This window comes from Nesterenkonia suensis (assembly GCF_054782935.1).
The window spans coordinates 487,033-510,870 of record NZ_BAAGRN010000001.1; the positions used below are offsets into that span (position 1 = coordinate 487,033).

At 69.8% G+C, this 23,838-nt stretch carries 18 protein-coding genes and 1 tRNA gene; 8 read left to right on the forward strand and 11 right to left on the reverse strand.

The genetic code is table 11. The features are described 5' to 3' along the window. The first annotated feature begins 78 nt into the window (after positions 1 to 78). The gene (gene nudC, locus ACYVKI_RS02100; RefSeq protein WP_460688689.1) at positions 79 to 1,173 is read left to right on the forward strand and encodes an NAD(+) diphosphatase; all 1,095 of its coding nucleotides are present in this window, start codon (positions 79 to 81) and stop codon (positions 1,171 to 1,173) included. After that, positions 1,170 to 3,353, forward strand: a complete 2,184-nt coding sequence (locus tag ACYVKI_RS02105) for an ATP-dependent DNA helicase UvrD2 (RefSeq protein WP_460688690.1) — start codon at positions 1,170 to 1,172, stop codon at positions 3,351 to 3,353. The genes nudC and ACYVKI_RS02105 overlap by 4 nt, the downstream gene beginning before the upstream one ends. Positions 3,354 to 3,470: 117 nt before the next feature. Here ACYVKI_RS02105 and ACYVKI_RS02110 read toward each other — a convergent pair whose 3' ends face one another. Next, on the reverse strand, positions 3,471 to 4,007 hold the full coding sequence (locus tag ACYVKI_RS02110; protein ID WP_460688691.1) for a M48 metallopeptidase family protein: 537 nt from the start codon (positions 4,005 to 4,007) through the stop codon (positions 3,471 to 3,473). A 333-nt stretch (positions 4,008 to 4,340) separates the two neighbouring features. On the opposite strand from ACYVKI_RS02110, the gene ACYVKI_RS02115 reads away from it, so the two are divergent. Beyond that, a complete protein-coding gene (locus ACYVKI_RS02115) occupies positions 4,341 to 5,327 on the forward strand; it encodes a TOMM precursor leader peptide-binding protein (RefSeq protein ID WP_460688692.1) in 987 nt (328 codons plus the stop codon). Here the strand turns inward: ACYVKI_RS02115 and ACYVKI_RS02120 are convergent. Continuing rightward, on the reverse strand, positions 5,279 to 6,817 hold the full coding sequence (locus ACYVKI_RS02120) for a zinc-dependent metalloprotease (protein WP_460688693.1): 1,539 nt from the start codon (positions 6,815 to 6,817) through the stop codon (positions 5,279 to 5,281). The genes ACYVKI_RS02115 and ACYVKI_RS02120 overlap by 49 nt on opposite strands. Before the next feature lie 190 nt (positions 6,818 to 7,007). Between ACYVKI_RS02120 and ACYVKI_RS02125 the strand changes: the two genes are divergently transcribed. Continuing rightward, on the forward strand, positions 7,008 to 8,156 hold the full coding sequence (locus tag ACYVKI_RS02125) for a YlbL family protein (protein WP_460688694.1): 1,149 nt from the start codon (positions 7,008 to 7,010) through the stop codon (positions 8,154 to 8,156). 216 nt (positions 8,157 to 8,372) lie between these two features. Beyond that, positions 8,373 to 11,489, forward strand: coding sequence for a UPF0182 family membrane protein (locus ACYVKI_RS02130; RefSeq protein WP_460688695.1), 3,117 nt, complete (start codon positions 8,373 to 8,375; stop codon positions 11,487 to 11,489). 209 nt (positions 11,490 to 11,698) lie between these two features. Here the strand turns inward: ACYVKI_RS02130 and ACYVKI_RS02135 are convergent, their stop codons facing one another. Beyond that, positions 11,699 to 12,115, reverse strand: a complete 417-nt coding sequence (locus ACYVKI_RS02135; RefSeq protein ID WP_460688696.1) for a DUF2231 domain-containing protein — start codon at positions 12,113 to 12,115, stop codon at positions 11,699 to 11,701. Between the two features lie 200 nt (positions 12,116 to 12,315). Between ACYVKI_RS02135 and ACYVKI_RS02140 the strand changes: the two genes are divergently transcribed. Continuing rightward, positions 12,316 to 12,389, forward strand: a tRNA-Met gene (locus ACYVKI_RS02140). A 226-nt stretch (positions 12,390 to 12,615) separates the two neighbouring features. Here ACYVKI_RS02140 and ACYVKI_RS02145 read toward each other — a convergent pair. From ACYVKI_RS02145 to ACYVKI_RS02170, 6 genes are all read right to left on the reverse strand, one after another. Then, positions 12,616 to 13,197, reverse strand: a complete 582-nt coding sequence (locus tag ACYVKI_RS02145; protein WP_460688697.1) for a GNAT family N-acetyltransferase — start codon at positions 13,195 to 13,197, stop codon at positions 12,616 to 12,618. A 25-nt stretch (positions 13,198 to 13,222) separates the two neighbouring features. Continuing rightward, entirely contained in the window at positions 13,223 to 14,512 is a 1,290-nt protein-coding gene (locus tag ACYVKI_RS02150) for a variant leucine-rich repeat-containing protein (protein ID WP_460688698.1), read from the reverse strand. 82 nt (positions 14,513 to 14,594) lie between these two features. Further along, entirely contained in the window at positions 14,595 to 15,182 is a 588-nt protein-coding gene (gene pdxT / locus ACYVKI_RS02155) for a pyridoxal 5'-phosphate synthase glutaminase subunit PdxT (protein ID WP_460688699.1), read from the reverse strand. After that, positions 15,179 to 16,018 carry a pyridoxal 5'-phosphate synthase lyase subunit PdxS gene (gene pdxS, locus ACYVKI_RS02160; protein WP_460689382.1) on the reverse strand — a complete coding sequence of 280 codons (840 nt, stop codon included), beginning with the start codon at positions 16,016 to 16,018 and terminating at the stop codon, positions 15,179 to 15,181. Before pdxS ends, pdxT begins: the two co-directional genes overlap by 4 nt. A gap of 235 nt (positions 16,019 to 16,253) precedes the next feature. Beyond that, positions 16,254 to 17,084 carry a PspA/IM30 family protein gene (locus ACYVKI_RS02165; RefSeq protein ID WP_460688700.1) on the reverse strand — a complete coding sequence of 277 codons (831 nt, stop codon included), beginning with the start codon at positions 17,082 to 17,084 and terminating at the stop codon, positions 16,254 to 16,256. 88 nt (positions 17,085 to 17,172) lie between these two features. Then, the gene (locus tag ACYVKI_RS02170) at positions 17,173 to 18,732 is read right to left on the reverse strand and encodes a hypothetical protein (RefSeq protein WP_460688701.1); all 1,560 of its coding nucleotides are present in this window, start codon (positions 18,730 to 18,732) and stop codon (positions 17,173 to 17,175) included. Positions 18,733 to 19,590: 858 nt separating this feature from the next. Between ACYVKI_RS02170 and ACYVKI_RS02175 the strand changes: the two genes are divergently transcribed. Continuing rightward, the gene (locus ACYVKI_RS02175) at positions 19,591 to 20,772 is read left to right on the forward strand and encodes a S1C family serine protease (protein WP_460688702.1); all 1,182 of its coding nucleotides are present in this window, start codon (positions 19,591 to 19,593) and stop codon (positions 20,770 to 20,772) included. A gap of 56 nt (positions 20,773 to 20,828) precedes the next feature. Continuing rightward, positions 20,829 to 21,605 (forward strand): PIG-L deacetylase family protein, encoded by a 777-nt coding sequence (locus tag ACYVKI_RS02180; protein WP_460688703.1) that lies wholly within the window; start codon positions 20,829 to 20,831, stop codon positions 21,603 to 21,605. 9 nt (positions 21,606 to 21,614) lie between these two features. On the opposite strand, the gene rraA is transcribed toward ACYVKI_RS02180, so the two are convergent. Beyond that, positions 21,615 to 22,085, reverse strand: coding sequence for a ribonuclease E activity regulator RraA (gene rraA / locus ACYVKI_RS02185; RefSeq protein ID WP_460688704.1), 471 nt, complete (start codon positions 22,083 to 22,085; stop codon positions 21,615 to 21,617). Beyond that, positions 22,075 to 23,772: an anti-sigma factor domain-containing protein gene (locus ACYVKI_RS02190; RefSeq protein WP_460688705.1), complete on the reverse strand. Its 1,698-nt coding sequence runs from the start codon at positions 23,770 to 23,772 to the stop codon at positions 22,075 to 22,077. The genes rraA and ACYVKI_RS02190 overlap by 11 nt, the downstream gene beginning before the upstream one ends. Positions 23,773 to 23,838 lie beyond the last annotated feature (66 nt).

Consider the following 23,838-nt stretch of genomic DNA (forward strand, 5'->3'; position numbering starts at 1 on the left):
GGACCGCTAGGGCACGCCGTGTTCCGGAACTTCATCCAGCCCGTCCTCGAGGTCACCGGTGAGCGCTACGGTAGATCCATGCAGTCCGCACCCGGTGTCCTCGACCTCCCGCCCACCCGGCCACGCATCGACCGTCGGGACCAGGAACGTCAACATCCCGACTGGCTCACCCAGGTGTGGCACACCGCCGGAACCCGGGTGCTGCTCCTCGACGACGGCCGCGCACCGGTTCGGGACCGTACCGGCAGGTCCGGCCACCCTCGGCTCCATCTCGACATGCGCACCCCCGAAGGCGAGCTCCCCGAGGGGGCCGTCTACCTGGGGTCGCAGATCACCGCGGAGAACGGTCGTCCGCGACACCTGGTGGCCGTGCCGTCACCCGGCGCGGCGCACGACGACGCCCCCTCACCGTCGGGATCCGGCCACGCCGACAGCGGCGTGATGAGCCGCCGCACCACCGACTCCGACGGCTCTGACGGCTCTGACGACTCCGACGCACCCGATGACCCCGACGGTCCCGCCGGCCGCTCACCCATCCGGTGGGCCGACCTGCGCAGGGTCGGAGCTCATCTGGACCCCCTCGACGCCGAGCTGCTCACCCAGGCCACCGCCGTGCTGAACTGGCACGCCAGCTCTCCCTTCTGCCCCCGCTGCGGCGCCGCCACCGAGGTGCGCAGCTCCGGTTGGATGCGGCAGTGCTCGGCCTGCGGAGCCGAGCACTTCCCCCGCACCGACCCGGCGGTGATCACCGCCGTCGTCGACCCTGACGACCGGCTGCTGCTCGGCTCGGCCACCCGCTGGGACGCCCGCATGTACTCCACCTTCGCCGGCTTCGTCGAGGCCGGAGAGTCGCTGGAGGACGCGGTCGTCCGTGAGGTCGCCGAAGAGGCCGGAGCCGCCGTCGAGCGGGTGGAGTACATCGGCTCCCAGGCCTGGCCCTTCCCGCGCTCGCTGATGCTCGGCTACCTGGCCCACACCCGCGACGCCGTCGCCCGCGCCGACGAGGACGAGATCCGCGACGTCCGCTGGTTCACCCGAGCCGAGCTGCACGGACAGGTCTCCGCCGGGCACCTGGGGATCCCCAGCCGCGCCTCCATCTCCCGGGCGCTGATCGAACACTGGTACGGTGGCACGTTGCCCGACGTCGACATCTGGAGCAGAGGAGCGCGATGACCTCGTCCCCGTCCGACCCTCAGGCTCCGGAGGCGGTCCTCGACGGGCTCGACGACGAGCAGCGCGAGGCCGCCAGTACGCTCACCGGGCCCGTCTGCATCCTCGCCGGGGCCGGCACCGGCAAGACCCGCGCCATCACCCACCGCATCGCCTACGGGGTGCGCTCCGGCGTCTACGACCCCCACCGGCTGCTCGCGGTGACCTTCACCGCCCGCGCCGCCGCAGAGATGCGCTCGCGGCTCAGTGCGCTCGGCGCCCCCGGCGTGCAGGCCCGCACCTTCCACGCCGCCGCACTGCGCCAGCTGCAGTACTTCTGGCCGATGGCCATCGGCGGCACGATGCCGGAGATCCTCGACCACAAGGTCCGCCTGCTCACCGAGGCCGCCCGCCGACTCCACATCACCACCGACCGTGCCGCCCTGCGTGACCTCGCCTCGGAGATCGAGTGGGCCAAGGTCTCCACGCTCACCCCCGACTCCTACCTGGAGCTGGCCTCCCATCGCCCCGAACCCGGAGGGGTGGACCACCGCACCTTCGTCAAGCTGTACCAGTCCTATGAGGACGTGAAGCTGGACAAGCACCTGATCGACTTCGAGGACGTGCTGCTGCTGACTGTGGGCATGCTCGAGGACGACGAGCGGGTCGCCGCGCAGGTCCGCCAGCAGTACCGGCACTTCGTGGTCGACGAGTATCAGGACGTCTCCCCGCTGCAGCAGCGCCTGCTGGACCTGTGGCTGGGCGGCCGGGAGGAGCTCTGCGTGGTCGGCGACGCCGCCCAGACCATCTACTCCTTCACCGGCGCGACCCCCGACCACCTGCTTCAGTTCACCCGCCGCCACCCGCAGGCCAAGGTCGTGCGCCTGGTCCGCGACTACCGCTCCACTCCGCAGGTGGTGCAGCTGGCCAACGTGCTGCTGGCCGACCGCACCCGCGAACAGGCCAAGATCCGCGCCCAGCTGCAGGCCCAGGGAGAGCAGGCTCCGGCCTGGCCGGACCCGCTGCGGCTGATCTCCCAGCGTGAGCACGGCCCCACCCCGTCACTGACGCAGCACAGCGACGACGACGCCGAAGCCTCCTGGATCGCCGAACAGATCGGCGCGCTGAGGGACTCGGGGGTCCCGCTCAGCGAGATCGCGATCCTCTACCGCACCAACGGGCAGTCCCAGGCCTTCGAACAGGCGCTGGCCACCGCAGGGATCTCCTACCAGCTGCGCGGCTCCGAGCGGTTCTTCTCCCGTCGCGAGGTCCGGGAGGCGCTGGCGGCCCTGCGTACCTCCTCCCTGGTGGAGGAGGACGGCGAGGACGTGCCCAAGACGGTGCGGGACATCCTCTCCTCCCACGGTTGGCGCCGGGAGGCGCCCGAAGGCACCGGAGCGGTGCGCGAACGGTGGGAGTCGATGGCGGCGCTCGTCGGCCTCGCCGATCAGCTCCATTCCACCCGGCAGAGCCTCGGAGAGACACTGACCATGCGGCAGTTCATCGGCGAGCTGGAGGAGCGCTCCGCCGCCCAGCACGCCCCCACTGTGGAAGGTGTCACCCTGGCCTCCCTGCACTCTGCGAAGGGACTCGAATGGGATGCCGTCTTCCTGGCCGGCCTCACCGAAGGCCTGATGCCGATCACCTTCGCGAAGACCCAGCGGGAGGTCGACGAGGAGCGCCGGCTGCTCTACGTAGGTATCACTCGCGCTCGCAGACACCTGTACATGTCCTCGGCCCAGTCTCGGCACTCCGGAGGCCGCGGCCGCCGCAGCCCGTCGCGGTTCCTGCGCCCGCTGCGCCGCGAACTCGGACTGGAGGAGCCCACCCGGCGGATTGCGCCGTCGTCGGGGACGGTGAACCCGAACTCGCGCAAGAAGAAGACGGCGACCTGCACCGGCTGCGGCACCGTGCTGACCACCGGCACTGAGGTCAAGCGGCGACGCTGTGAGGACTGCCCGGCACGCTATGACGAGGAGCTCTACGAACGGCTGCGCAGCTGGCGCTCCACCCACGCCCGGGAGCTCGACGTGCCGGCCTTCGTGGTGTTCACCGACGCCACGCTGGAGGTGATCGCCGAACGTCTGCCCCGCACCGACGCGGAGCTGCTCGAGGTCCCCGGGGTGGGCGAGCGGAAGCTGGAGAAGCACGGCGAGGCGCTCAAGGCGGTGCTGGCCGAGGCCGTCGAGGCGCGCCAGGCCTGAGCCGCCTACTGGGGACGGTCAGCCGTGGTGGGTCAGCCGTGGTGGGTCAGCCGTGGTGGGTCAGCCGTGGTGGGTCAGCGGGACCTCGGTCGGCAGAGGTGACTCAGCGGTCGCTTCTCACTGCGGATTGTGCGGATTGTTCCACCCGAAGCTGACTCCCTCGAGGAACGCGTCGGCCTCCCGGGTCCGGGGGTATCGCTCCACCAGCGCCTGAAACCGTGGCCCGTGGCCGGGTTCGATCAGATGCGCCAGCTCATGGACCAGCACCGCGTCCTGGACCCACAACGGCATCTCCTGCAGCCGGGAGGACAGCCGGATGGACCCGTCGGTGGAGGTCGTGGAACCCCATCGGGTCGTCTGCCGGTCCGACCAGACCACGGAGGTGGGCTCAGGCACGCCGTCGAGATGCTCCCGGGAGAGCTCCCGGGCCCGGCGCATCAGCTCGTCGTCACTGCGTCGGCGCCGATCGGCGCGGCGTCGCAGCTTCTGCTGGAACGCGCGGGCGTGCTCGTCCACCTGGGCGCGGCTGAGCCGGGCGGGGACCCGCAGCCGCAGCACGCCGTCCACCTGGTCGGCGGTCACCGTGCGACTCCGACGGGTCGAGCGGATGATCAGCACCTCGTCCCCGTCGACGGTGATGGTCTGCTCAGACATCGGGGCACCCGATCCGCTGGAGCTTCCAGGGCCGGCAGCGCCGTGTCGGGGCGAGCGGCGAGGCATCGGACCTCCTCGAGTGCTGACGGGTGAGCTGGCTGGTGAACTGGCGGGAGTGCCTGCTGGGGTGCTGGCTGCGGGGAGTCGGCGCCGGTGCGGAGACGGCCTGCGCACCGGCGGCGACGAGTCTACCCCGAGGCCTGTGGAAAACCCCGGACGGGTGCCGGCAGGGTCTGCCACCATGGCTCCATGGACGCCACGCCCTCTGTCACACCGCCCTCCAGGCGGTCCGCGCCGAGCCCCGCGCCGAGTCCCGCCCCGAGTCCCGCCCCGATGTATCGGCTGACCCCGGACGCGACGGCCACAGTGCTGGACCCGACCACTGTGCGCCTGCAGTCCGGAGCCGGGTCCGTGCTGCTCGACGGCGACGCCGAGGCGCTGCTGGCCGCCACCGAGACGCTGGCCGCCGGGGTCCCGATCGCCGTCGCCCCGGCGATCGTGGAGCAGCTCTGGCGCGACGGGGTGCTGGAACGCGACGACGGGGTCCCGGCCGCGGAGCTGCGCCGTGTCCGACTGGGGCTGTCCAGTGTGCTGATCGACGGTCTCAGCGACTGCGGAGCCCGGTTGGCCGAACTGCTGGTGGCGCGGTCCGTGGGGACCCTGGTGCTGCGCGACGGCACCCCGGTCTCGGAGCAGGACGAGGGAGAGCACCTGCGCCCCCTCCATCGAGGGCGTCGCCGGGCCGCGGTCCTCACGGACCTGCTCGGCGACCCGGCAGGGAGCACCTCGGTGGTGGAATGTCCGCCCGAAGGGGCCGTTCAGGGAGCAGACGTGCAGGTCTTGGTGCGCACCGGAGCCGCGGGGTGGCCCGACCGCGGGCAGCTCGAGGCCTGCCTGGGGGAGACCGCCCACGTGTTGCCGATCAGCCTGACGGGCCACGGTGCGCAGGTCGGGCCGATGGTGGCCGCAGCAGGCCCGGCGCCCTGCCCCCGATGCCTGCACGGGTACCGGCACGGTGGAGGTGGGGTGCCGTCACATGACGGCCGGGCCAGCTTCCGCGGCGTCGCCTCGGAGGCCTCCGGGGTCGACCAGCCAGCCCCGGGGCCCCTGGTGTCGGGGCTGTGCGCCCACGTGGCGGCCCTGCAGCTCGAGGAGCTCTTGGCGGGTCAGCGGCTCCCGGCGCTGATGGACGCGGTGCTGGACATCGACGCCGCCACCGGCGCGATCAGTTCGCATCTCGTCCCGCCGTCGGCCGACTGCGGGTGTCGAGCTCAGTCGGAGCTGCTCGGCGTGTCCTCGGCGCCGTCCGGACCGTCGTAGCCGCCGTCGAGGAGCTTCTGCAGCTCCTCATCGATCCGAGCAGACTCGGCCGCTCGCTCCGACTGGCGCGTCTGGAAGCCCTGGGGGTCGTCGAGGTCCTCCTCAGTGGGCTGCACGTCCGGGTGGGACCATACCTCGTCCCGGCCCGCCATGCCGGAGCTCTCCCGCAGGTGCGCCCACAGAGCGGCGGCGTCGCGCAGACGGCGGGGCCGCAGCTCCAGTCCGACCAGTGCGGCGAAGGTGTCCTCGGCGGGACCGCCCACCGCGCGGCGACGGTTCAGCGTCTCGCGCAATGCCGGCAGCGACTCCAGATGCTCGGCCGCCTGGGAGACGACGTCGTCAACCCAGCCCTCGACCAGCGCCAGGGTGGTCTCGATGCGGCGCAGCGCCGCCTCCTGCATAGGGGTGCGCTCCGGAGTGAAGAGCCCCTGAGCCAGGATGTCCTGCATGGCCTCCGGATTGGTGGGGTCGATCTGGGAGGCGGCCTCCTCGATCCTGCCCATGTCGATGTGGATGCCGGCGGCGTACTGCGCCACCGCGCTGAACAGATCCTGCTCCAACCACGGGCAGCGGGCGAACAGCCGCATCCGGGCGGCCTCCCGCAGGGCCAGGAACAGCAGCACCTCCTGCTTGTCCACCTGCAGGCCCTTGCTGAACTCCTCGACGTTCTTCGGCAGCAGCGCCATCGTCTGACCGGCCAGCGGCAGCCCGATGTCCGACGAGGAGTGCACCTCCTTGGCCAACGTGCCGACGGCCTGACCCAGCTGCATGCCGAACGCCATCCCGCCCATCGACTGGATCATCCCGCTGATCTGCTCGGAGCCGGCTCCGCCCATCATCGCCTGCATCTCGGGAGGCATCCCGGAGCCCTGCTCATCGAGCTGGCTCTTGATCGCCCCGGAGAGCGCCTCAGCGACCGACTCGGCCACCGGCTCCGTGAGTCGACGCCAGGCGTCGAAGGTCTCCTCCACCCACTGGGCGCGGGACCAGGCCTTGCCGATCTGCCCCACCGATTCGAAGCCGGTGGCGCCGTCGAGCCACATGTCTGCCAGGCGCAGCGCTTCGTCGATGGCGCGACCCTCGGCGGGCGAGACGCTGGGGTCATCCCCGGCGGCGGCCTGGCGGGCCGCCTGCTTGGCCATCGACCAGTTCACCGGTCCTTCACGGTCCTCCTCGGAGGAGGACTGCATCGCGGAGAACATGGCCTGCACCTGGCCCATGATCTGCTGCATCATCTGCGGGTCCATCGGGGGGAGTCCCATCTGGGCGGGGTCGAAGCCCTCCGGGAGCTGGGGCCCGCCCTGTCCGGGGGTTCCGGTGAAACCGATGGAGGGGCCTTGCCCCGCAGCCGAGGAGTCCTGGCCGGTGTCACCGCCGAAGAGCTGACGGAACATCGCCTCCATGGGGTCCTGAGGCTCGCCGCCCTGGTTCTCCTCGCGGCCCTCGTCGTCGCGGTCTCCGCCGCGGCGTCCGGAATCGTCGGCGTTCATGAGCTGCTCCCTGACTGATCGATCCGCATGGGTCTGGACCTTCAAGAGTACTGCGGCGGGCCTGACGCTGTCTGTGCAGGGGGCAGGCAGTTCGCGCAGGGAGGAAGCCTCCCGATCCGGCAGGATTCCTGCCGGGGGAAGACCGGGTTAGCTGTCGTCCCCCGGTGATGAGACAATGGCCCGGATCACTATGACTGAACGATTCACACCTCCGGACCACCCGTCGGCGCCGTTGCGCCCGGAACACGGAGGGGACGACGGCGGCTCCGGGCATGCGTGGACGCTGCGCCGGACGGTACAGCTGGCCTCTGGTGTGGGTGCGGTCGCGCTCGGGGCGACGTTGCTGGCCACTCCGGCGCCCTATCTGACCGAGGCTCCCGGGCCGGTCTTCAACACCATCGGGGAGATCGGCGACGAGCCGATGATCAGCATCTCCGGGCAGGACACCCACCCGACCGAGGGTGCGCTGAGCATGACCACCGTCTATGTCAATGGGGCACCGACCTCCACCGTCTACGTGCCGCAGGTGATCCGGGGCTGGGTGGACCCCAGCGTCGACGTCATGCCGCAGGAGCTCGTCTACCCCTCCGGCACCACCGCCGACGAGGTGCGGCAGATGAACACCGCGGCCATGACGAGCTCCCAGGATCTGGCCACTGCGGCGGCCCTGGAGGCGCTCGGCATCGAGCACAGCCAGCGGCTGCGCGTCATCGATTTCACCCCCCAGGCCGCCGACGTCGGCACCACTGCGGTGCTGGAGGTCGGCGATGAGGTCCTCGCAGCCGGTGGGGAGTCGGTCACCGGGGTGGAGGGGTTGCGTGAGGTGGTGAACGATGCCGCAGGTCAACCGGTAGAATTGACGGTGTCCAGGGACGGTGAGGAGCTCGAGGTCGAGGTCCCCACCTATCAGGAGGCCGACGGCGACTACTACGTGGGCATCCTGCTCCAGGGCGAGTTCGACTTCCCGCTGGAGGTCGAGATCACGCTGGAGGACGTCGGCGGGCCCAGCGCCGGGCTGATGTTCACCCTGGGGATCATCGACCACCTCACCGAGGTGTCGATGACCGGAGGGGAGGACTGGGCCGGCACCGGCACCGTGGATCCGGACGGCACTGTCGGTCCCATCGGCGGGATCGCTCAGAAGGTCGTCGGAGCCCGTGATGCCGGGGCGGAGCACTTTCTCGTCCCGCGGGACAACTGCGCGGAGCTGGACGGTCGAGTCCCCCGGGGGCTGGAGGTCCACGGCGTCGATGACGTGGACCAAGCCCGACAGGTGGTCGAGGCCGTCAGGGATGAGGACACGGCGTTCCTCGACGCGCGCGAGAGCTGCGGGAGCTGAGGCGGCGCGGGCGATCCGGTCCACCGAGTGACAGCCGCGACAGAGGACAGACCACGCAGAACACAGACCACGCAGAACACAGACCACGCAGGACACAGACGGGCAGGCTGACTCGTTCAGCAGTCCACCAGCAGACCAGCAGACCAGCACAACAGCACAGCGTCCCGACCCGAGCCGCGCACCGGCGGTTCGGACCGGGACGAAGAGAGGGTAGATGTGAGTTTCTCCCAGGGATTCGGTTCGACGAACCCCTTCGGCGGCTCCGGCCTGTTCGGCTCGGGCGGCTCCGACGACGGCGGCTCTGACCGAGGAGGTTCCGGCGGCGGGGGCGGAGGGCCGCAGCGCAGTGAGCGCACCGGCCCGCGCCGCCCGTCGGCACTGACGCTGACGATCATCATCATCGCCGTGCTGATCGGCGCATTCGTGATCTTCGCCGGCTTCTACGCCGAGATCATGTGGTACAACCAGCTCGGCTACTCCGAGATCTTCTGGACCGAGCGTCTGAGTCGGTTGGCCATCTTCGCCGCAGGATTCGTGGTGATGGGCTTCCTCGTCTGGCTGAGTCTGTTCCTGGCCTTCCGGAGCCGACCGCAGACGCTGGACCGGCAGATGAACGAGTCGATCCAGCGGTACCAGAACACGCTGACCTCCATGCGTCGGCTGCTGATGATCGGGCTCCCGGCGCTCATGGGTTTCTTCGCCGGCACCGCCGCCTCCGGCGCCTGGGAGGACGTGCTCCTGTTCTTCAACCAGGAGCCGTTCGGCATGACCGACCCGGAGTTCGGCCTGGACTTCGCGTTCTTCGTGTTCACCATGCCCTTCCTGGGCTTCATCAACGGATTCCTGATCTCGGCGGTGCTGGTGGCCGGTATCGCCGGCATCATCTGCCACTACCTCTATGGCGGGATCCGCATCGAGCCCAGCGGCAAGTTCGTCGTCGAGAAGGCCGCGCGGTGGCACATCGCCGTCACCGCAGCGATCTTCGTGCTGCTGCAGGGCGTGAACTGGTGGCTGGACCGCTACGCGACCCTGACCAGCCAGGACGGCAACTGGGCCGGTGCGCTCTACACGGACGTCCACGCGGTCATCCCCGCGCAGACCATCCTCGCGGTCGCCGCGGTGCTGGTGGCCGGGATCTTCCTGGTCACCGCGATCACCGGCCGCTGGCGGTTCAGCATCATCGGCACGGCCATGCTGATCGTCACCGCGATCGTCGGTGGGGCCATCTACCCGTTCCTGGTGCAGGAGTACCAGGTGCGCCCGTCGGAGCGCACCCTGGAGAGCCCCTACATCGAGCGCAACATGGAGATGACGCGCTTCGCCTACGGGTTCGACGACATCACCCAGGACGACTACGACGCCGAGACTCGGGCCGCGGAGGGCGCGCTCGCCGAGGATGCGGCCAACACGCAGAACATCCGTCTGCTGGACCCGAACCTGGTCTCGGCCTCCTTCGGCCAGCTGCAGCAGTTCCGTCAGTACTACGCGTTCAACGACACGCTGAGCTTCGACCGCTATGAGGTGGACGGGGAGCGAGAGGACACCGTCATCGCCGCCCGTGAGGTCAACGTGGCCGACGACGCCTCCTGGGTCAACCGGCACCTGATCTTCACCCACGGCTACGGTCTGGTGGCGGCCAACGCCTCCACGGTGACCCCTGAGGGGCGCCCGGACTTCACCCTGCGCGACATCCCGACCCGTGGCCAGCTGGCCAGTGACGAGGACTACGAGCCGCGCATCTACTTCGGTGAGAACACCACCGACTTCTCGATCGTGGGCGCTCCCGAGGGAGCGGAGCCGATGGAGCTGGACCGTCCGGCCTCGGGCAACTCGGATGCGGACACGGTCTACACCTTCTCCGGTGACGGGGGCCCTTCGGTGGGGAACCTGCTCAACCGGGTGATCTACGCGATCCAGTTCCAGTCCCCGGAGATCCTGCTCTCCGGCGACATGAATGAGGAGTCGCAGATCCTCTACGACCGTCACCCGCGTGAGCGCGTGGAGAAGGTCGCCCCGTTCCTGGACGTGGACCAGAACATCTACCCGGCGATCGTTGACGGCCGGGTGCAGTGGATCGTGGAGGGCTACACGACTTCGGCGAACTTCCCGTACTCCATGCAGCAGCAGCTGGAGGCGGCCACCACCGACGCGCTCACCCAGGGGCCGGTCCTTTCGGGTCAGGTCAATTACATGCGCAACTCGGTCAAGGCCACGGTGGACGCCTATGACGGGTCGGTGAACCTCTACGCCTGGGATGACGAGGACCCGATCCTCAAGGCTTGGGAGAACGTCTTCCCGGACTCGCTGAAGCCGTACTCGGAGATGAGTGCGGAGCTGATGGACCACGTCCGCTACCCGGAGGACATGTTCCGGGTGCAGCGTGAGCTGCTCGGCCGCTACCACGTGACCGACCCGGGCGCGTTCTACGAGAACAACGACGCCTGGTCCGTGCCGGACGACCCGACCCAGGGCGACGGAACGGTCAAGCAGCCGCCGTACTACATGACACTGCAGATGCCGGGGGAGGACGAGCCGAAGTTCTCGCTGACCTCGACGTTCATCCCGCAGATCACTGAAGGCGCCCAGCAGCGCAACGTGCTCTACGGCTTCTTGGCCGCCAACGGCGATGCCGGCACCGGAGAGGACGGGGAGAAGGCGGACGACTACGGCAGTCTGCACCTGCTGGAGCTCCCGCGTGACACGGCAGTGCCCGGCCCGGGGCAGACGCAGGCGAACTTCGACTCGAACTCCGTGGTCTCTCAGGAGCTGAACCTGCTCCGTCAGGGTGCCTCTGAGGTCATCAACGGCAACATGGTCACTCTGCCGGCCGGTGACGGCATCCTCTATGTCCAGCCGGTCTACGTGCAGTCCACCGGTGCCACCGCCTACCCGCTGCTGCGGAAGGTGCTGGTCTCCTTCGGTGAGGAGGTCGGCTTCGCGGACAGTCTGGGCGAGGCCCTGGATCAGGTCTTCGGCGGAGACGCCGGTGCTGCTGTGGCCGAAGGTGCCGGCGTCGAGGGTGAAGCCGTCGACGAGGATGTGGACGTCCCCGCCGAGGACGAGGACCTCCCGGCTCCGACCGACGAGGACGCCACCACCGAGGATGACGAGGACGAGGCCACCGAGGACGATGATCCCACGGTGGAGGATGCGCCGACCGGCTCTCCGGAGGAGCAGCTGGCTGACGCCCTCGACCGCGCCAACCAGGCCATGCAGGACTCCCAGCAGGCCCTCGAGGAGGGAGACTTCTCTGCCTACGGCGAGGCCCAGGCGGAGCTCCAGCAGGCCGTGGAGGACGCCCTGGCGGCCGAGGAGGCCATCGCCGGTGACTGATGCGCCCGCTGGGCGACGGCCGGTGCAGGTCGCCGACGTCGTGAGCTGAGGCGCTGCGAGCACGACCCGAGACGGCGGGGTCGGTTCCCTGGGAGGGGAACCGACCCCGCCGTCGTCTGTGTCGATGTGCTGGGGTGGGGCCGTGCGGTCGTGCGGTGCCCGGGGAGGGGACGACGCCGGTGGGCCCGGCGCTCCGCGACGGCGATCGATCAGCTGAGTCCGCCCCAGACGGCCTCGGCGCCGCTGTGCCCGGCCAGGATGGTGAAGGTGACCGCGGCGATCGCGCTGAGGATCGTCAGGATCCCGAAGATCAGGCGGGGGATGCGGCCGCCGAGGAAGAACCACAGCAGGGAGGCGAGGGCCATCGCCGCAGAGGAGATCACCGTGGGCAGGCCCCACCGGATGTGCTCCTCCGGGGTGCCGACGTACTCTGTCAGGATCGAGCCGGACTGGTCGGCGACGACGGCGGAGATCGCACCGACCACGGCAAGGATGACACCCAGCGGACCACAGGCCCTGCGCAGCCGGGGGACGCAGATGGCCAGCACGAGCAGCAGCGCGGCCAAGGGTACGAGGATCACCACCGCGTGGACCACGAGAGGGTGGATCGGCAGGTCGAAGATCATGAGGGCCTCCGTGACGGGCTCCGGGGAGCCGCGGGGTCGGGGGTCGTCTCCGCGCGGAACGCGGTGCGCTGGAGCACCGAGGGTACGCGAGGCTGACCTGGGACGTCACGCCTCCGCAGCCCAGGAGACGGAGGTCACACCCGATTCGCCCCCCTCGATTTTGCGTGATGCTCATGCGCCGGTAAAGTAATACATGTCGACGCGGGGTGGAGCAGTTCGGTAGCTCGCCGGGCTCATAACCCGGAGGTCGCAAGTTCAAATCTTGCCCCCGCAACGAGAAGGCGAAGGCCCTTGACCCGGAAGACATTCCGGATCAAGGGCCTTCGTGCGTCAGGCGGCGCATTCCCGGGGGATGCCATATCCCCGAGCGGTCGCCGCGGCTGGGGCGCTGGATTCCCCCGGTCGCCCCCGGACCGTCCCTGCTCGGCTCGAGCCCGCCGCGGATGCCCCCTTGTGGCCGAGACGTACCACGGGAACGGCTCGCCAGGCTCTCCGGGAGATCAGAAATGGCCGAACGCGGAGGGAGTCTCCCGAAGCGCCGCGTAGAGCAGCATGTCGCAACGGCGTCCTCCGATCTCCTGGTGGCTGTGCAGCAGGCCTTCCCTGCGGTAGCCGGCACGGTCGGCGGTGCGTACGGAGGCCGTGTTCCAGGGCTCGATGAGCAGCTCGATCCGATGCAGGCCCTCCACGGTCCAGCCGAACTGTGTCAGAGCGGTCAGGGCGTCCGCCGCCAGCCCCCGGCCCCGTGCTGAGGGGGCCAGCGCATACCCTGCGGTGGCGCGTCCCTGGTCCAGCTCGCGCAGCCACAGCCCGCAATGGCCCACCGGGGCGTCGTCGGCATCGGCGATGGTGAAGGCGAAGCCTGCCCCCTCGGCGTGCCGACCCTGCTGTCGGCGGATCCAGGCCAGCAGCTCCTCCACAGTGCCGTGGGCGGGCAGGGAACCGATCAACGGCACATACGGGTCCGTAGACAGTTCACGGGCCATCACGACGTCGGAATCCCGCACCTCGCGCAGGATCGCCCGACCATGACGCAGGGGATGGTTGGGCCACCCCGGAAGGGGACCGGCTGCGGAGCTCACGGACGACTCATCGGGGTCCGCGAGCTCAATAGATGCTGTTGCGTGTGGCCGAGAGGTTGATGCCCTCACCGGTCAGCTGGTTCCAGCACGACATCTGGGATTGGAACGAGGTGCAGGCGAAGAAGCCGTTGCCGGCGGTCTGACCGTACTGCAGCACCGGGGCGTCGTCCTCGTCGGAGACTGGATTCTCGCAGTCGGGCAGGGGCCCCTCGTCGACGCTGATCCGGTAGGTGGCACCGTCCTCACAGTCCTCGGGGGCCTCGAAGGAATGCTCGAGGACCCGGCAGCGCAGCGACTCGCCGATCTCACAGATCACATTGCCATCGGGTGAGGAGAAGCGGGCCAGCTCCTGCGCGCCCGTGGCGGGGAACGCATAGTTGAACCACTCGGTGCCCATGCCGCCCACTGCGGAGACCAGCTCCTCATGCTCGGCCTCCTCACCGCTGAGCAGCTGGAAGACGCGAGCGGCATGCGGATCTCCGCATTCCGAGCGCAGGTCCTCCACCGTGTCCTGGGCCAGGTCGGCGTCCGCCTGCCCCCAGGACTCCTGCTCGTTCACGGTGTCGACGAGGAGATCGAAGAGCTCAGCATCATCGCCGGGCGCCTCACAGGAGGAGTCGTCCGGCAGGTCCTGCAGGGCCGCACGGACCTCCTCCGGCGTGGGGCCTTCGTCCTCCGGTTCGTCGGGCTCCTCCGCAGGGGGTTCGGGGGACTCCTCCGGCTCGGCAGCGGTCGGCTCGGGCTCAGGCGGTGGGGACTGCTCGGCGGCCGGAGTGCTGCGCTCACCCAGCAGAGTGAAGCCCAGGGCGACGATCGCGCCCAGGGCGATGAGCGGCAGCACCACGGCGAGGACCACCAGCCCGGCACGACGACGGCGCCGGGAGCCGCCCGGCGTGCCGCCTCCGACGGCACCACCTGCCGGAGCGCCCGCGCCGGCCCCGCTGGCCGTGGCTTCCCCGGCTGCGGCCGCCGCAGACGCCTGCCCGGGCTCAGCGGCGGACGGTTCGTGATCCGGCATGTCATCACCGGGCAGCAGCACACCGACCGGCTCCGGCTCTGGTTCGGGCTCCGATTCCGGCTCTGGTTCGGGCTCGGAGATCGGGAGCTGGTCCTGAGGCCAGAACCGCCGCATCAGCACCGCATTGATCGCGGGGTCGTCGAGGTCGGCCAGCGCCTCCAACAGCTCCGGGTAGGTGTTCGGGTTCGCGGCGACGTCAGGGCGGAGCTCCGGGTGGTTCTCTGCGATCCAGTGCAGAGTGGCCCAATCTGTGGCCGGGTCGGAAGCCATCCGGCTGACGTCGTCGTGTGCTGTCATGCTTTCCTCTGAGCGCGGCGGGTGGGACGGCAGGTGAAGCGGTTGGACTCGAGCTTACAAGCCGACGATGAGGAGGTGCACCTCACATCCCTGCGGCGATCTCCACGAACTGCCGATGGAGACGGTGGTCCTGGGTCAGCTCAGGGTGGAAGCTGGTCGCGAGGACCCTTCCCTGCCGAAGGGCCACCGGCAGGCCGCGTGACTCGGCGAGGATCTCGACCCCCGCACCGATCTGCTCCACCACCGGAGCTCGGATGAACACTGCTTCCAGCGGAGTCTCCAGTCCCACCACGTCCAGCTCCTCGGTGAACGAGTCCAGCTGACTGCCGTAGCCGTTGCGGCGGGCGACCACGTCCAGGCCGCCGATCCGATCGAAGCCGTCCAGGGCCTCCGGGTCGGTGACCTCCCGGGCCATCAGGATCAGACCGGCGCAGGTGCCGAACAGGGCCATCCCGTCCTGGTGAGCCTGACGGATGTGCTCCATCATGTGCACCGGGGCGGCCAACCGGGCCATCGTCGTGGACTCGCCGCCGGGGACGACGAGTCCGTCAAGTCCCACCAGCTCCGCCGGTCGCCGCACTGTGCGGACCTCGGCGCCGGAGGCCGTGAGCGCGCGGGCATGCTCGGCCACGGCCCCCTGCAGCGCGAGGACCCCGATCCGTGGACTCACCAGCCGCGCTCGGCCAGACGGTGCGGGGCCGGGACGTCGGCCACGTTGAGGCCGACCATCGCCTCGCCCAGTCCCTTGGAGACGTCGGCGATCACGGAGGGGTCGTCGTAGTAGGTGGTGGCCTTCACGATGGCCTCCGCACGGGCGCCCGGGTTGCCGGACTTGAAGATGCCCGAGCCGACGAACACGCCGTCAGCTCCCATCTGCATCATCATCGCCGCATCAGCCGGAGTGGCGACGCCGCCGGCGACGAACAGCACCACCGGCAGACGACCGTCCTTGGCCACCTGCTTCACCAGCTCGTAGGGTGCCTGCAGCTCCTTGGCGGCCAGGTACAGCTCGTCCTCGGCCTTGGATCCCAGCTGGGCGATCTCGGCGTTGATCGTGCGGATGTGCTTCATCGCCTCGGAGACGTCTCCGGTGCCGGCCTCGCCCTTGGAACGAATCATCGAGGCGCCCTCGGTGATCCGACGCAGCGCCTCGCCCAGGTTCGTGGCGCCGCAGACGAAGGGCACCGAGAACTTCGACTTGTCGATGTGGTGGACGTAGTCGGCGGGGGAGAGGACCTCGGACTCGTCGATGTAGTCCACCTTCAGGTGCTCCAGCACCTGGGCCTCCACGAAGTGCCCGATGCGGGCCTTGGCCATCACTGGAATGGAGACGGTGTCGATGATGCCGCTGATCAGGTCCGGGTCGGACATGCGGGCGACTCCGCCGGTGGCGCGGATGTCGGCCGGAACGCGTTCCAAGGCCATGACGGCCACGGCACCGGCGTCCTCGGCGATCTTCGCCTGCTCGGGGGTCACCACGTCCATGATGACACCGCCCTTGAGCATGTGGGCCAGGCCGGTATTGACCGTGGTCGCGCCCTGTGCGGCGGACTCTCGGGACTCGGTGTTCTCAGTGGACACGGAAGGACTCCTCATCGATGGATCCAGGTGACGGTTGCCAGACATCCATTGAAGCAGAATTTCGCAGGCCACAGACACCGGGCGGGTATCCGACGTCATCTGAGATCCGCCCGGGCCGTCTGTGGAGCGCGTCAGCCCTGCTGGGCGGGCCTCCGGTCGATCATTTGCTCTGCTCGTTGCCCTCCAGCGCGGAGTCCAGCTCGGAGAGGCCGGCCAGGTCCGCTTCGGTGACACCGGTGCCGGACTCGCCGTTGCCGGCGCCCAGCGCGGACGGCGCCGAGGTCCCGCCCTTGAGCGCGGCCAGCCGGGCCTCGATCTCGGTCTGCTCGCCGAGATCCTCCAGCGATTCGAACTGGGCATCCAGACTGGAGGCGGCCAGCTCGTTGCGGCCACGCACCCGGGCCTCCTCGCGGCGGATCTTCTCTTCGAAGCGGCCCACCTCGGAGGTGGGGTCCATGACGTCGATGGACTGCACGGCCTCGTGCACCTGGGACTGGGCGTGGGCCGCGCGGGAGCGCGCCACCAGCTCATCACGCTTGCTGACCAGCTGCTGACGCTTGGTCTTCATCTGCTCCAGGCCCTGCTTGAGCTTGTCCACGATCTCCCGCTGGGACTGGATCGTCGGTTCCGCCGCACGGGCGGAGCTCTCCGCCTCCATCTGCCGCTGGATGGCGACCTTGGCGAGGTTGTCGAACTTCTCGGCGTCGGTGGGGTCGTCGGCCGCGCGGAACTCATCGGCCTTCCTCGAAGCCGCCAGGGCCTTCTGGCCCCAGGAACGTGCCGTGTCGAGATCCTCGCGGTAGTCGTCCTCCATCATCCGGAGGTTTCCGATGGTCTGGGCGACGGCCTCCTCGGCCTCAGCGATGTTGTTGGTGAAGTCCCGGACCATCTGGTCGAGCATCTTCTCGGGGTCCTCGGCACGGTCCAGCATCGCGTTGACGTTCGCGCGGATCAGCTGGGACATCCTGCCGAAGATGGACTGCTTGGTCACGGTGATCACCTTTCCTGGAGTGTTTCAGGTCAGTCTAGTCAGTAGGAACGGTCAGACACAGGGGTGTGGCGGGACCCTGGTCGTCAGCTCAGAACCACCGACGACGCCCGCGGCCCATCCCGTAGCGCACCATTCGCCGTCCGGCCCGGCCCATGCCGCGCCGTCTGCCGTAGCCCGCTCCGTAGGAACGCCCACCGCCGTGCCCGTATCCTCCGCCGTACCCGCCGCCCCAGTGGCGACCGTAGCCGCCGAACCCGCCTCCGGAGCTCCTGAAGTTCTCCTCAGCACGGTCCCGGTCGGCGATCTGAGCGGCCTGCACGGCGAGGGTCTTGGCTTCGGTGGCGAACTCCAGCGCTTTGGCCGGCTCGGAGTCGGCGAAGGACTGAGCCTCGGAGAGGCACCGCTCGGCCTCGGCCATGCGGGTCCGTGCCGTGGTGCCGAGCAGATGAGCCCGAGAGCGCAGGAAGTCCTGAGAGGACTGGACCTGATTCCGGGCGGCCAGCAGCTCGGTCTGCAGCATCTCCCGGGCACGTCGGTCCTTGGCCTGCCGGTCGCGCACGGAGTTCAGCGGGGCGTCCAGCTCCCGGTGGGCCAGCTCCAGGCCCAGCAGCAGCTCGAGGGGGTCGTACCGATCGCCGCTGTCCATGGTGTGCCGGACCCGTGTCACCGCGGACTCGGCCGCAGCGATGGGGCCGGCCAGCTCGGGAGCCTGGCCGGCCTCTCGGGTGGCCCGAGCCTGAGCGATGTCCTGCTCGGTCTGGGCGAGCCCGACATCAAGGTTCCTTCGCGCGTCGTGCAGGCGCGAGATCGTCTGTTCCCCGGAGTCGAGAAGGTCACCGGCCTCTGATGCGGCCTGCTCCCCGGAGTGGATGGCCACCACGGCGTCCGAGGTACGCTGCTCCTCGGTCGCGAGGCGCGCACTGTCCCGATGGGAGGCGGCCTGATCCAGCTTCTCCGCACTGCGGCGCAGATTCTGCTCCACACCGGTCAGCGGCTCACCGACGTATCGCTCCTGCAGCTCCGACAGCTGAGCCTCGAGATGCTGCAGGCGCTGGCGCAGGCCGTCGAGACGCTCGGTGAGCTGCTCCACCGCCGGGCCGGGTCGGCGCTCCAGATCGCGCAGGCCCTCGAACTCCTGACGGTGCTCGTCCAGGGACGCATCCAACGCATCGCAATGGTCCATGATCTCTGTGACGATCTGCCGGGCCCGTGATTCCTCGGTCGGCGGGTCCTGGTCCAGCTGCTGCTGCAGTCGGAAGGCGTCCCGCAGGTGCTCCTTGGACTTCTGGATGTCCTCACGGAAGACCTCCACGGCCTCATCACCGTAGGCGGCCTGGGCGAACAGGATCTCCTGTTCGGAGGAGCGGACGGCCTCGTCGGCGGCGACCAGCATCGAACCGGCCTGCTGGCGGAGCTGATCGAAGGGCATGGTGTCCCGCGGGTCCGGTGGAGAGCTCTGATCCTGGGCGGCTCCGAGTCCCGATCCCGGTGCGCCGGCGGAGCCGATCCGGCGAGCCTGGTTCTGGCCCCCGGAGAGGTACATGGCTCCCAGGCCGATGAGCACGAGCACGCCCGCACCGATGATGAGCGGGCCGACGATGACGGCGCCGTAGGTGACGGGCAGGTGCATCGCAGCGGCTTCGAGCATGAGCTCAGTCTAGGAGCACCCCGGTGAAGCGTCCACGTCGGTGCAGGCCCAGACAGGAGCCCCCGTCGGGGGCCTCGGCGTCGCACGGGCGGGGACGGCAGGCGGATGCTGCGGGGAGGAATCGCCCAGGTGACGCTCAGCGAGTTATCGTCGAGAGCACAGGATGGGCGGGCACAATGCGTCGAGTGCACCGTCACCGTCATGGGTGACGGACTGGGACCCGAACGCTCGCCCGGCGGGCGCCGTCGTCAGGTGGAAAGCAGGATATTCATGACAAGAGACCCCCAGGACCGGGAGGACCCCCAGGACCGGGACGACTCTCAGGAGCGTGAGCAGCCTCAGGAGCGCGCACCGGTGTCGATGACGCCGGAGAGTCCGGTTGAGGGTGGGCCGCAGAACGCTGAGCAGACCCGACGGATCCCTGCCAGGCCGCCGGAGCCGACGCGGCAGATCCCGCACCACGCCGAGGGTCGCCCCCCGGTGGGATCCCCGGCCGGCTCCACGCCGTCCTCACCCGAGGGCGGAGGGGACAAGCCGCTGTCCGGGCCCCAGCGCGGGCCTGACGTCTCCTCCCCGTCCGCCGGGTCACCGGCACAGCACCACCCGGTGGAGCCCCCTCGCCAGCCTCGCCCGCACGGACAACCCTGGCAGCCTCGCCCGCACGGAGAACCTTGGCAGCCGGGCCAGCCGGGCCAGCCGGGGCCGTTCGGGGCAGCGCATTCCCCGTCGGCCCCCTGGCAGACCGGTCAGACGCCCCCTCCCGCAGGCCCGTACGGTCAGCCGGGACATCCCGGGCATCCCGGTCACCCGGGTCAGCCGGAACCGACCCGGGAGCAGAAGCCCCGGAAGGGAGTCGGGGTGCCCCTGTTCCTCACCGGTGTCCTGGTCGCGGGGCTCATCGGCGGCGGGGTGGGAGCCGGTGCCGTGGGGCTCTTCGCCGACGACCAGGTCGACGTCGGCGGGGCCGGCATCGAGATCAACAATCCGGACAGCGCCACGGCGGTGACCGCAGCCGCGGCGAAGGCCTCACCCTCGGTGGTGACCCTTTCGGTCGGCGCCGCCAATGCCGCCGGCTCCGGATCCGGCATCATCCTCGACACCGAGGGACACATTCTGACCAACACCCACGTGGTGACCCTCGGCGGGGCCACCGCCGAGCCGGAGATCCAGGTCAGACTCTCCGACGGCTCCGTGCGCACGGCGGAGGTGGTGGGCACCGACCCCCTCTCCGACCTCGCCGTCATCAAGCTCGACGATCCCGAAGGGGTCCAGCCCGCTGAGCTGGGCACATCCTCTGACCTCAACGTCGGGGACCGGGCGATCGCGATCGGGGCCCCGCTCGGCCTGGACGGCACGGTCACCGACGGCATCATCTCCACGCTGGAGCGCACCATCTCCGTGGCCTCCGCCGCAGTGGACGAGGAGTCCCCGGACGCGCCGCAGCCCGAGGAGGGAGAGCCAGACGACGACGGCTTCGAGTTCTACTTCCCGGACCTGGAGACCTCACCGTCGCAGGGGTCGATCCACATCAACGTCATCCAGACCGATGCGGCCATCAACCAGGGCAACTCCGGCGGAGCACTGGTGGACTCCGAGGGTCGCGTCATCGGGGTCAACGTCGCGATCGCCTCCACCGGGGGCGGGATCTCCGAGGCGGAGGCCGGAAGCATCGGAGTGGGCTTCTCCATCCCCATCGACTACGCCCAGCGGGTCGCGGAGGATCTCATCGCCGACGGCGAGGTCTCCCATGGGCTGCTGGGAGTCACCGTCAACGCCGCGGGTTCAGGCGAGCAGCCGCTGGAGTCCGGCGGCGGCTTCACCACCGGGGCGTACATCCAGGAGGTCGCGCCGGGCTCCCCGGCGGAGGAGGCTGCGCTGGAGCCCGGCGACATCATCACCCAGGTGGAGGACCGTCGGATTGAGGACAGCCTGACGCTGACCGCCACTGTGCGGGAGTACCGTGCCGGAGAGACCGTCACCGTGACCTACCTGCGAGACGGCCGTGAGCACGAGGCCGAGGTCACCCTCGGAGGGATGTGAGCGGACCGATGACCCCACAGCACCCGCCTCAGCATCCACATCGTCCCCCGCAGGGCATGCCGCAGAGCCCCGACGAGCTCATCGACACACTCGGGGTGCGCCGCGTGCTGGCCTTCGGCGCCCATCCCGATGACGTCGACTTCGGTGCGGCCGCGACCATCGCGGCCTTGGCCGAGCGCGGGGTGGAGGTCACCCTGTGTCTGCTCACCGCCGGCGACGCCGGAGGCTTCGAGCTCGGACAGGACCGCGACCAGATGGCTCGACGCAGGCAGGTCGAGCAGGAGGAGGCGGCCGCAGTCCTGGGCATCAGCGAGGTCATCCTGCTCGACGAGCGTGACGGCTGGGTCCGCCCTACGGCGGACCTGATCCGCAGCATCGTGCGGGTGATGCGCCAGGTGCGTCCCGACGCCGTCATGTCACCGCACCCGGAGCGGGCCTGGGACCGGCTGCAGAAGTCCCACCCGGACCACCTCGCCTGCGGTGAGGCCGTGGTGCAGGCCAGCTACCCGGCGGTGGAGAACCCCTTCGCCTTCCCCGAGCTCGCCGAGCAGGAAGGGCTCGCGTCGTTCAAGATCCGGCACCTGCTGCTCATGGCGGCCCCCGAGGAGCGGATCAATCTGCGGGTCGACGTCGGCGGGTACCATCGGCAGAAGCTCGCCGCGCTGCGCAAACACTTCAGCCAGCACCCGGACCCGGCCCGCATGGAGGAGTTCGTGCTGGACCGACTGCGTAGGATCCATGCCGCAGGCGCCGACGACGGCGCTCCGGAGGGGTACGCCGAGGACTTCCACTGGGTCGTGGTCAACGGCCCCGAGACCTTCGCCGGGTTCTGACCGCCCGGTTCAGGGTTCGACGAGGATGCCGTCCTCGTCGCTGTGCAGGATCGCGCCCGGGCGGAAGACCACCCCGCCGAACCGCACCGGCACGTCCAGGTCCCCTGTGCCCTCCTTGGAGGACTTCCGCGGGTTCGACCCCAGGGCCTTGACCCCGAGATCGAGGCGGGCGACGGCGACACGGTCGCGGATCGCGCCGTTGATCACCACCCCGGCCCAGCCCTGGGCTACGGCGGCTTCGGCGATCATATCGCCCATCAGGGCAGACTCGAGGGATCCTCCGCCGTCGACGACGAGCACGGCGCCGTCGCCGGGGGAGTCCAGCACGGCCTTGACCAGCCCGTTGTCCCGGTGGCAGCGAACGGTCCGCACCGGGCCGCGGAACCGGGGCCGCCCGCCCAGGTTCTGCAGCTGCAGGGAGACCGACTGCAGCGACTCGTCGGCGTCGTAGAGGTCACAGGTGGTGAACTCAGCGCTCATCGGCGTCATCCTCCTCGGCGGGTGCGCCCCCGCCGCCGTACTGCGGACCTTCGGTGATGCGCTCCCGCAGCGGCACCTCCACGATCACTTCACCGGTGGGGCGCTCCTCGCCACGGATCTGCTCAGCGGTGACCAGCAGCTGCTCGTACCCGGAGATGCCGCGCAGGGTCACCACCTCCTCCTCCAGTTCGGAGGCGCTGAAGCTGCCCAACGAGCTCGGCGGGCGCTCATCAGAGGGCAGCAGCCACACCTGATAGGAGAGACCGTCCAGCGAGGCCACGTCCTCGAAGTCGACGTAGCCGACGTCCTCGGAGGCGGAGATCACCGCCCGGGCGGTGCCGCCCTCCGCCAGTTCGATGCCCTCCAGCTCACGGGCGTCCTCGGCGTCCTCGGCGACAGCGACGATGTCCTGACCACCGGTGAACCGCCAGATCAGCACGATCGCGATCAGGAGCACCACCACGAACCCGGTGACCACCATCCACCGCTTCAGGATCGGCTCACGCTTCGGAGACTCCTCGGTGTGGGTGGAGAACTCCTCCACCATGCCCATCCCGACCTCCTGGTCGCCGAGCTCCAGCAGCACCTCCTCCAGCAGATGCGCCGGCGGCACGACCGGGTGGGCGGTGAAGATCTCGGCCAGGGTGCGGCGGGCGGCGAGCACCCGAGTGTCCCACTGCTGGGCGGTGCGTTCGTCGGCGTCGAGGACGAACTCGTCGAGCAGAGAGCGTTCCCGATCATCGAGGGCGTCCAGAGCATAGACCTCGGCGAGCTCCACCAGCAGGCCCTTCTGCAGATCGGCGGAGATCTCCTTGGTGAAATTGCGGTTGACCCCGGTCCCGCGCTCGAGGTCCCGGCGGGTCACCGCAGCGCGGAGGATGGGATCGGACTCCTCGTCGCGGGCGCTGCGCTGACTGTGCAGCCGGGTCATGCCGTCCCGCAGCCGTGACTTCACCGCGGGGATCGCCGCGGCTACGGCCTCGGCGATCTGCTGGTGGGTGAACCCGGCCAGATAGCTCAGCGCCAGCGCCTGGGACTGGGAGTCGGAGAGCACGGCGAAATCACCGAGCACCTCCTCAGGAAGCCCAGCGATCCCGCCGCCGTCCGAGACGGCCCTCAGGGAGATCGGCACGGCGGAGCCGTCCCGGAAACGCTCCACCATGATCCGGTGGGCCAGGGGGACCAGCCACTCGAGGACGAGCTCGTACTCGCTGGGACGGTAGCTGGCCTCGGCGTCGGCATGCTCATCGGTGAGCGTCTCGGAGGCGGCGGTCTGCAGGCGCAGATCGCGCGCCCGCACGTCCGCCTGGTCCCACAGATGGTGGTAGACCGCCACTGTGGAGGCGTCGGCGCCGTCGGGGTCCTGGTGCATCAGCAGGGCGAGGCCGTAGACGACGTCGGCGGTGGCCTCATAGAAGGCGGCGAACGAGGCCTGATCACCGTGAGCTGTCGCGGTGAGCAGCTCACCCAGGGTCGGGTCCTCGGAGAGCGTCGGTGCGCCGGTGCCCACCGCGGTCTCCCACCCGGTTCCGGCCCCCGAGTGCTCGCCGGCGGAGGGACCGCCCGGAGCACGATCATCCTCGGCAGGGCGCGCGTCCGTCCCGAGGGGCGTGCGGGACGCCCCCGACGTGTCCTGGTCCTCGGGGCGAGGCTGGTCGCCGTCACGGCGCGGGGAAGCAGTCTCCATGTCTGCCGAGTCTAGCCACCTCGGGACCTGGCGCCGGGGACCGACGCACACATGCCGGAACGCGGC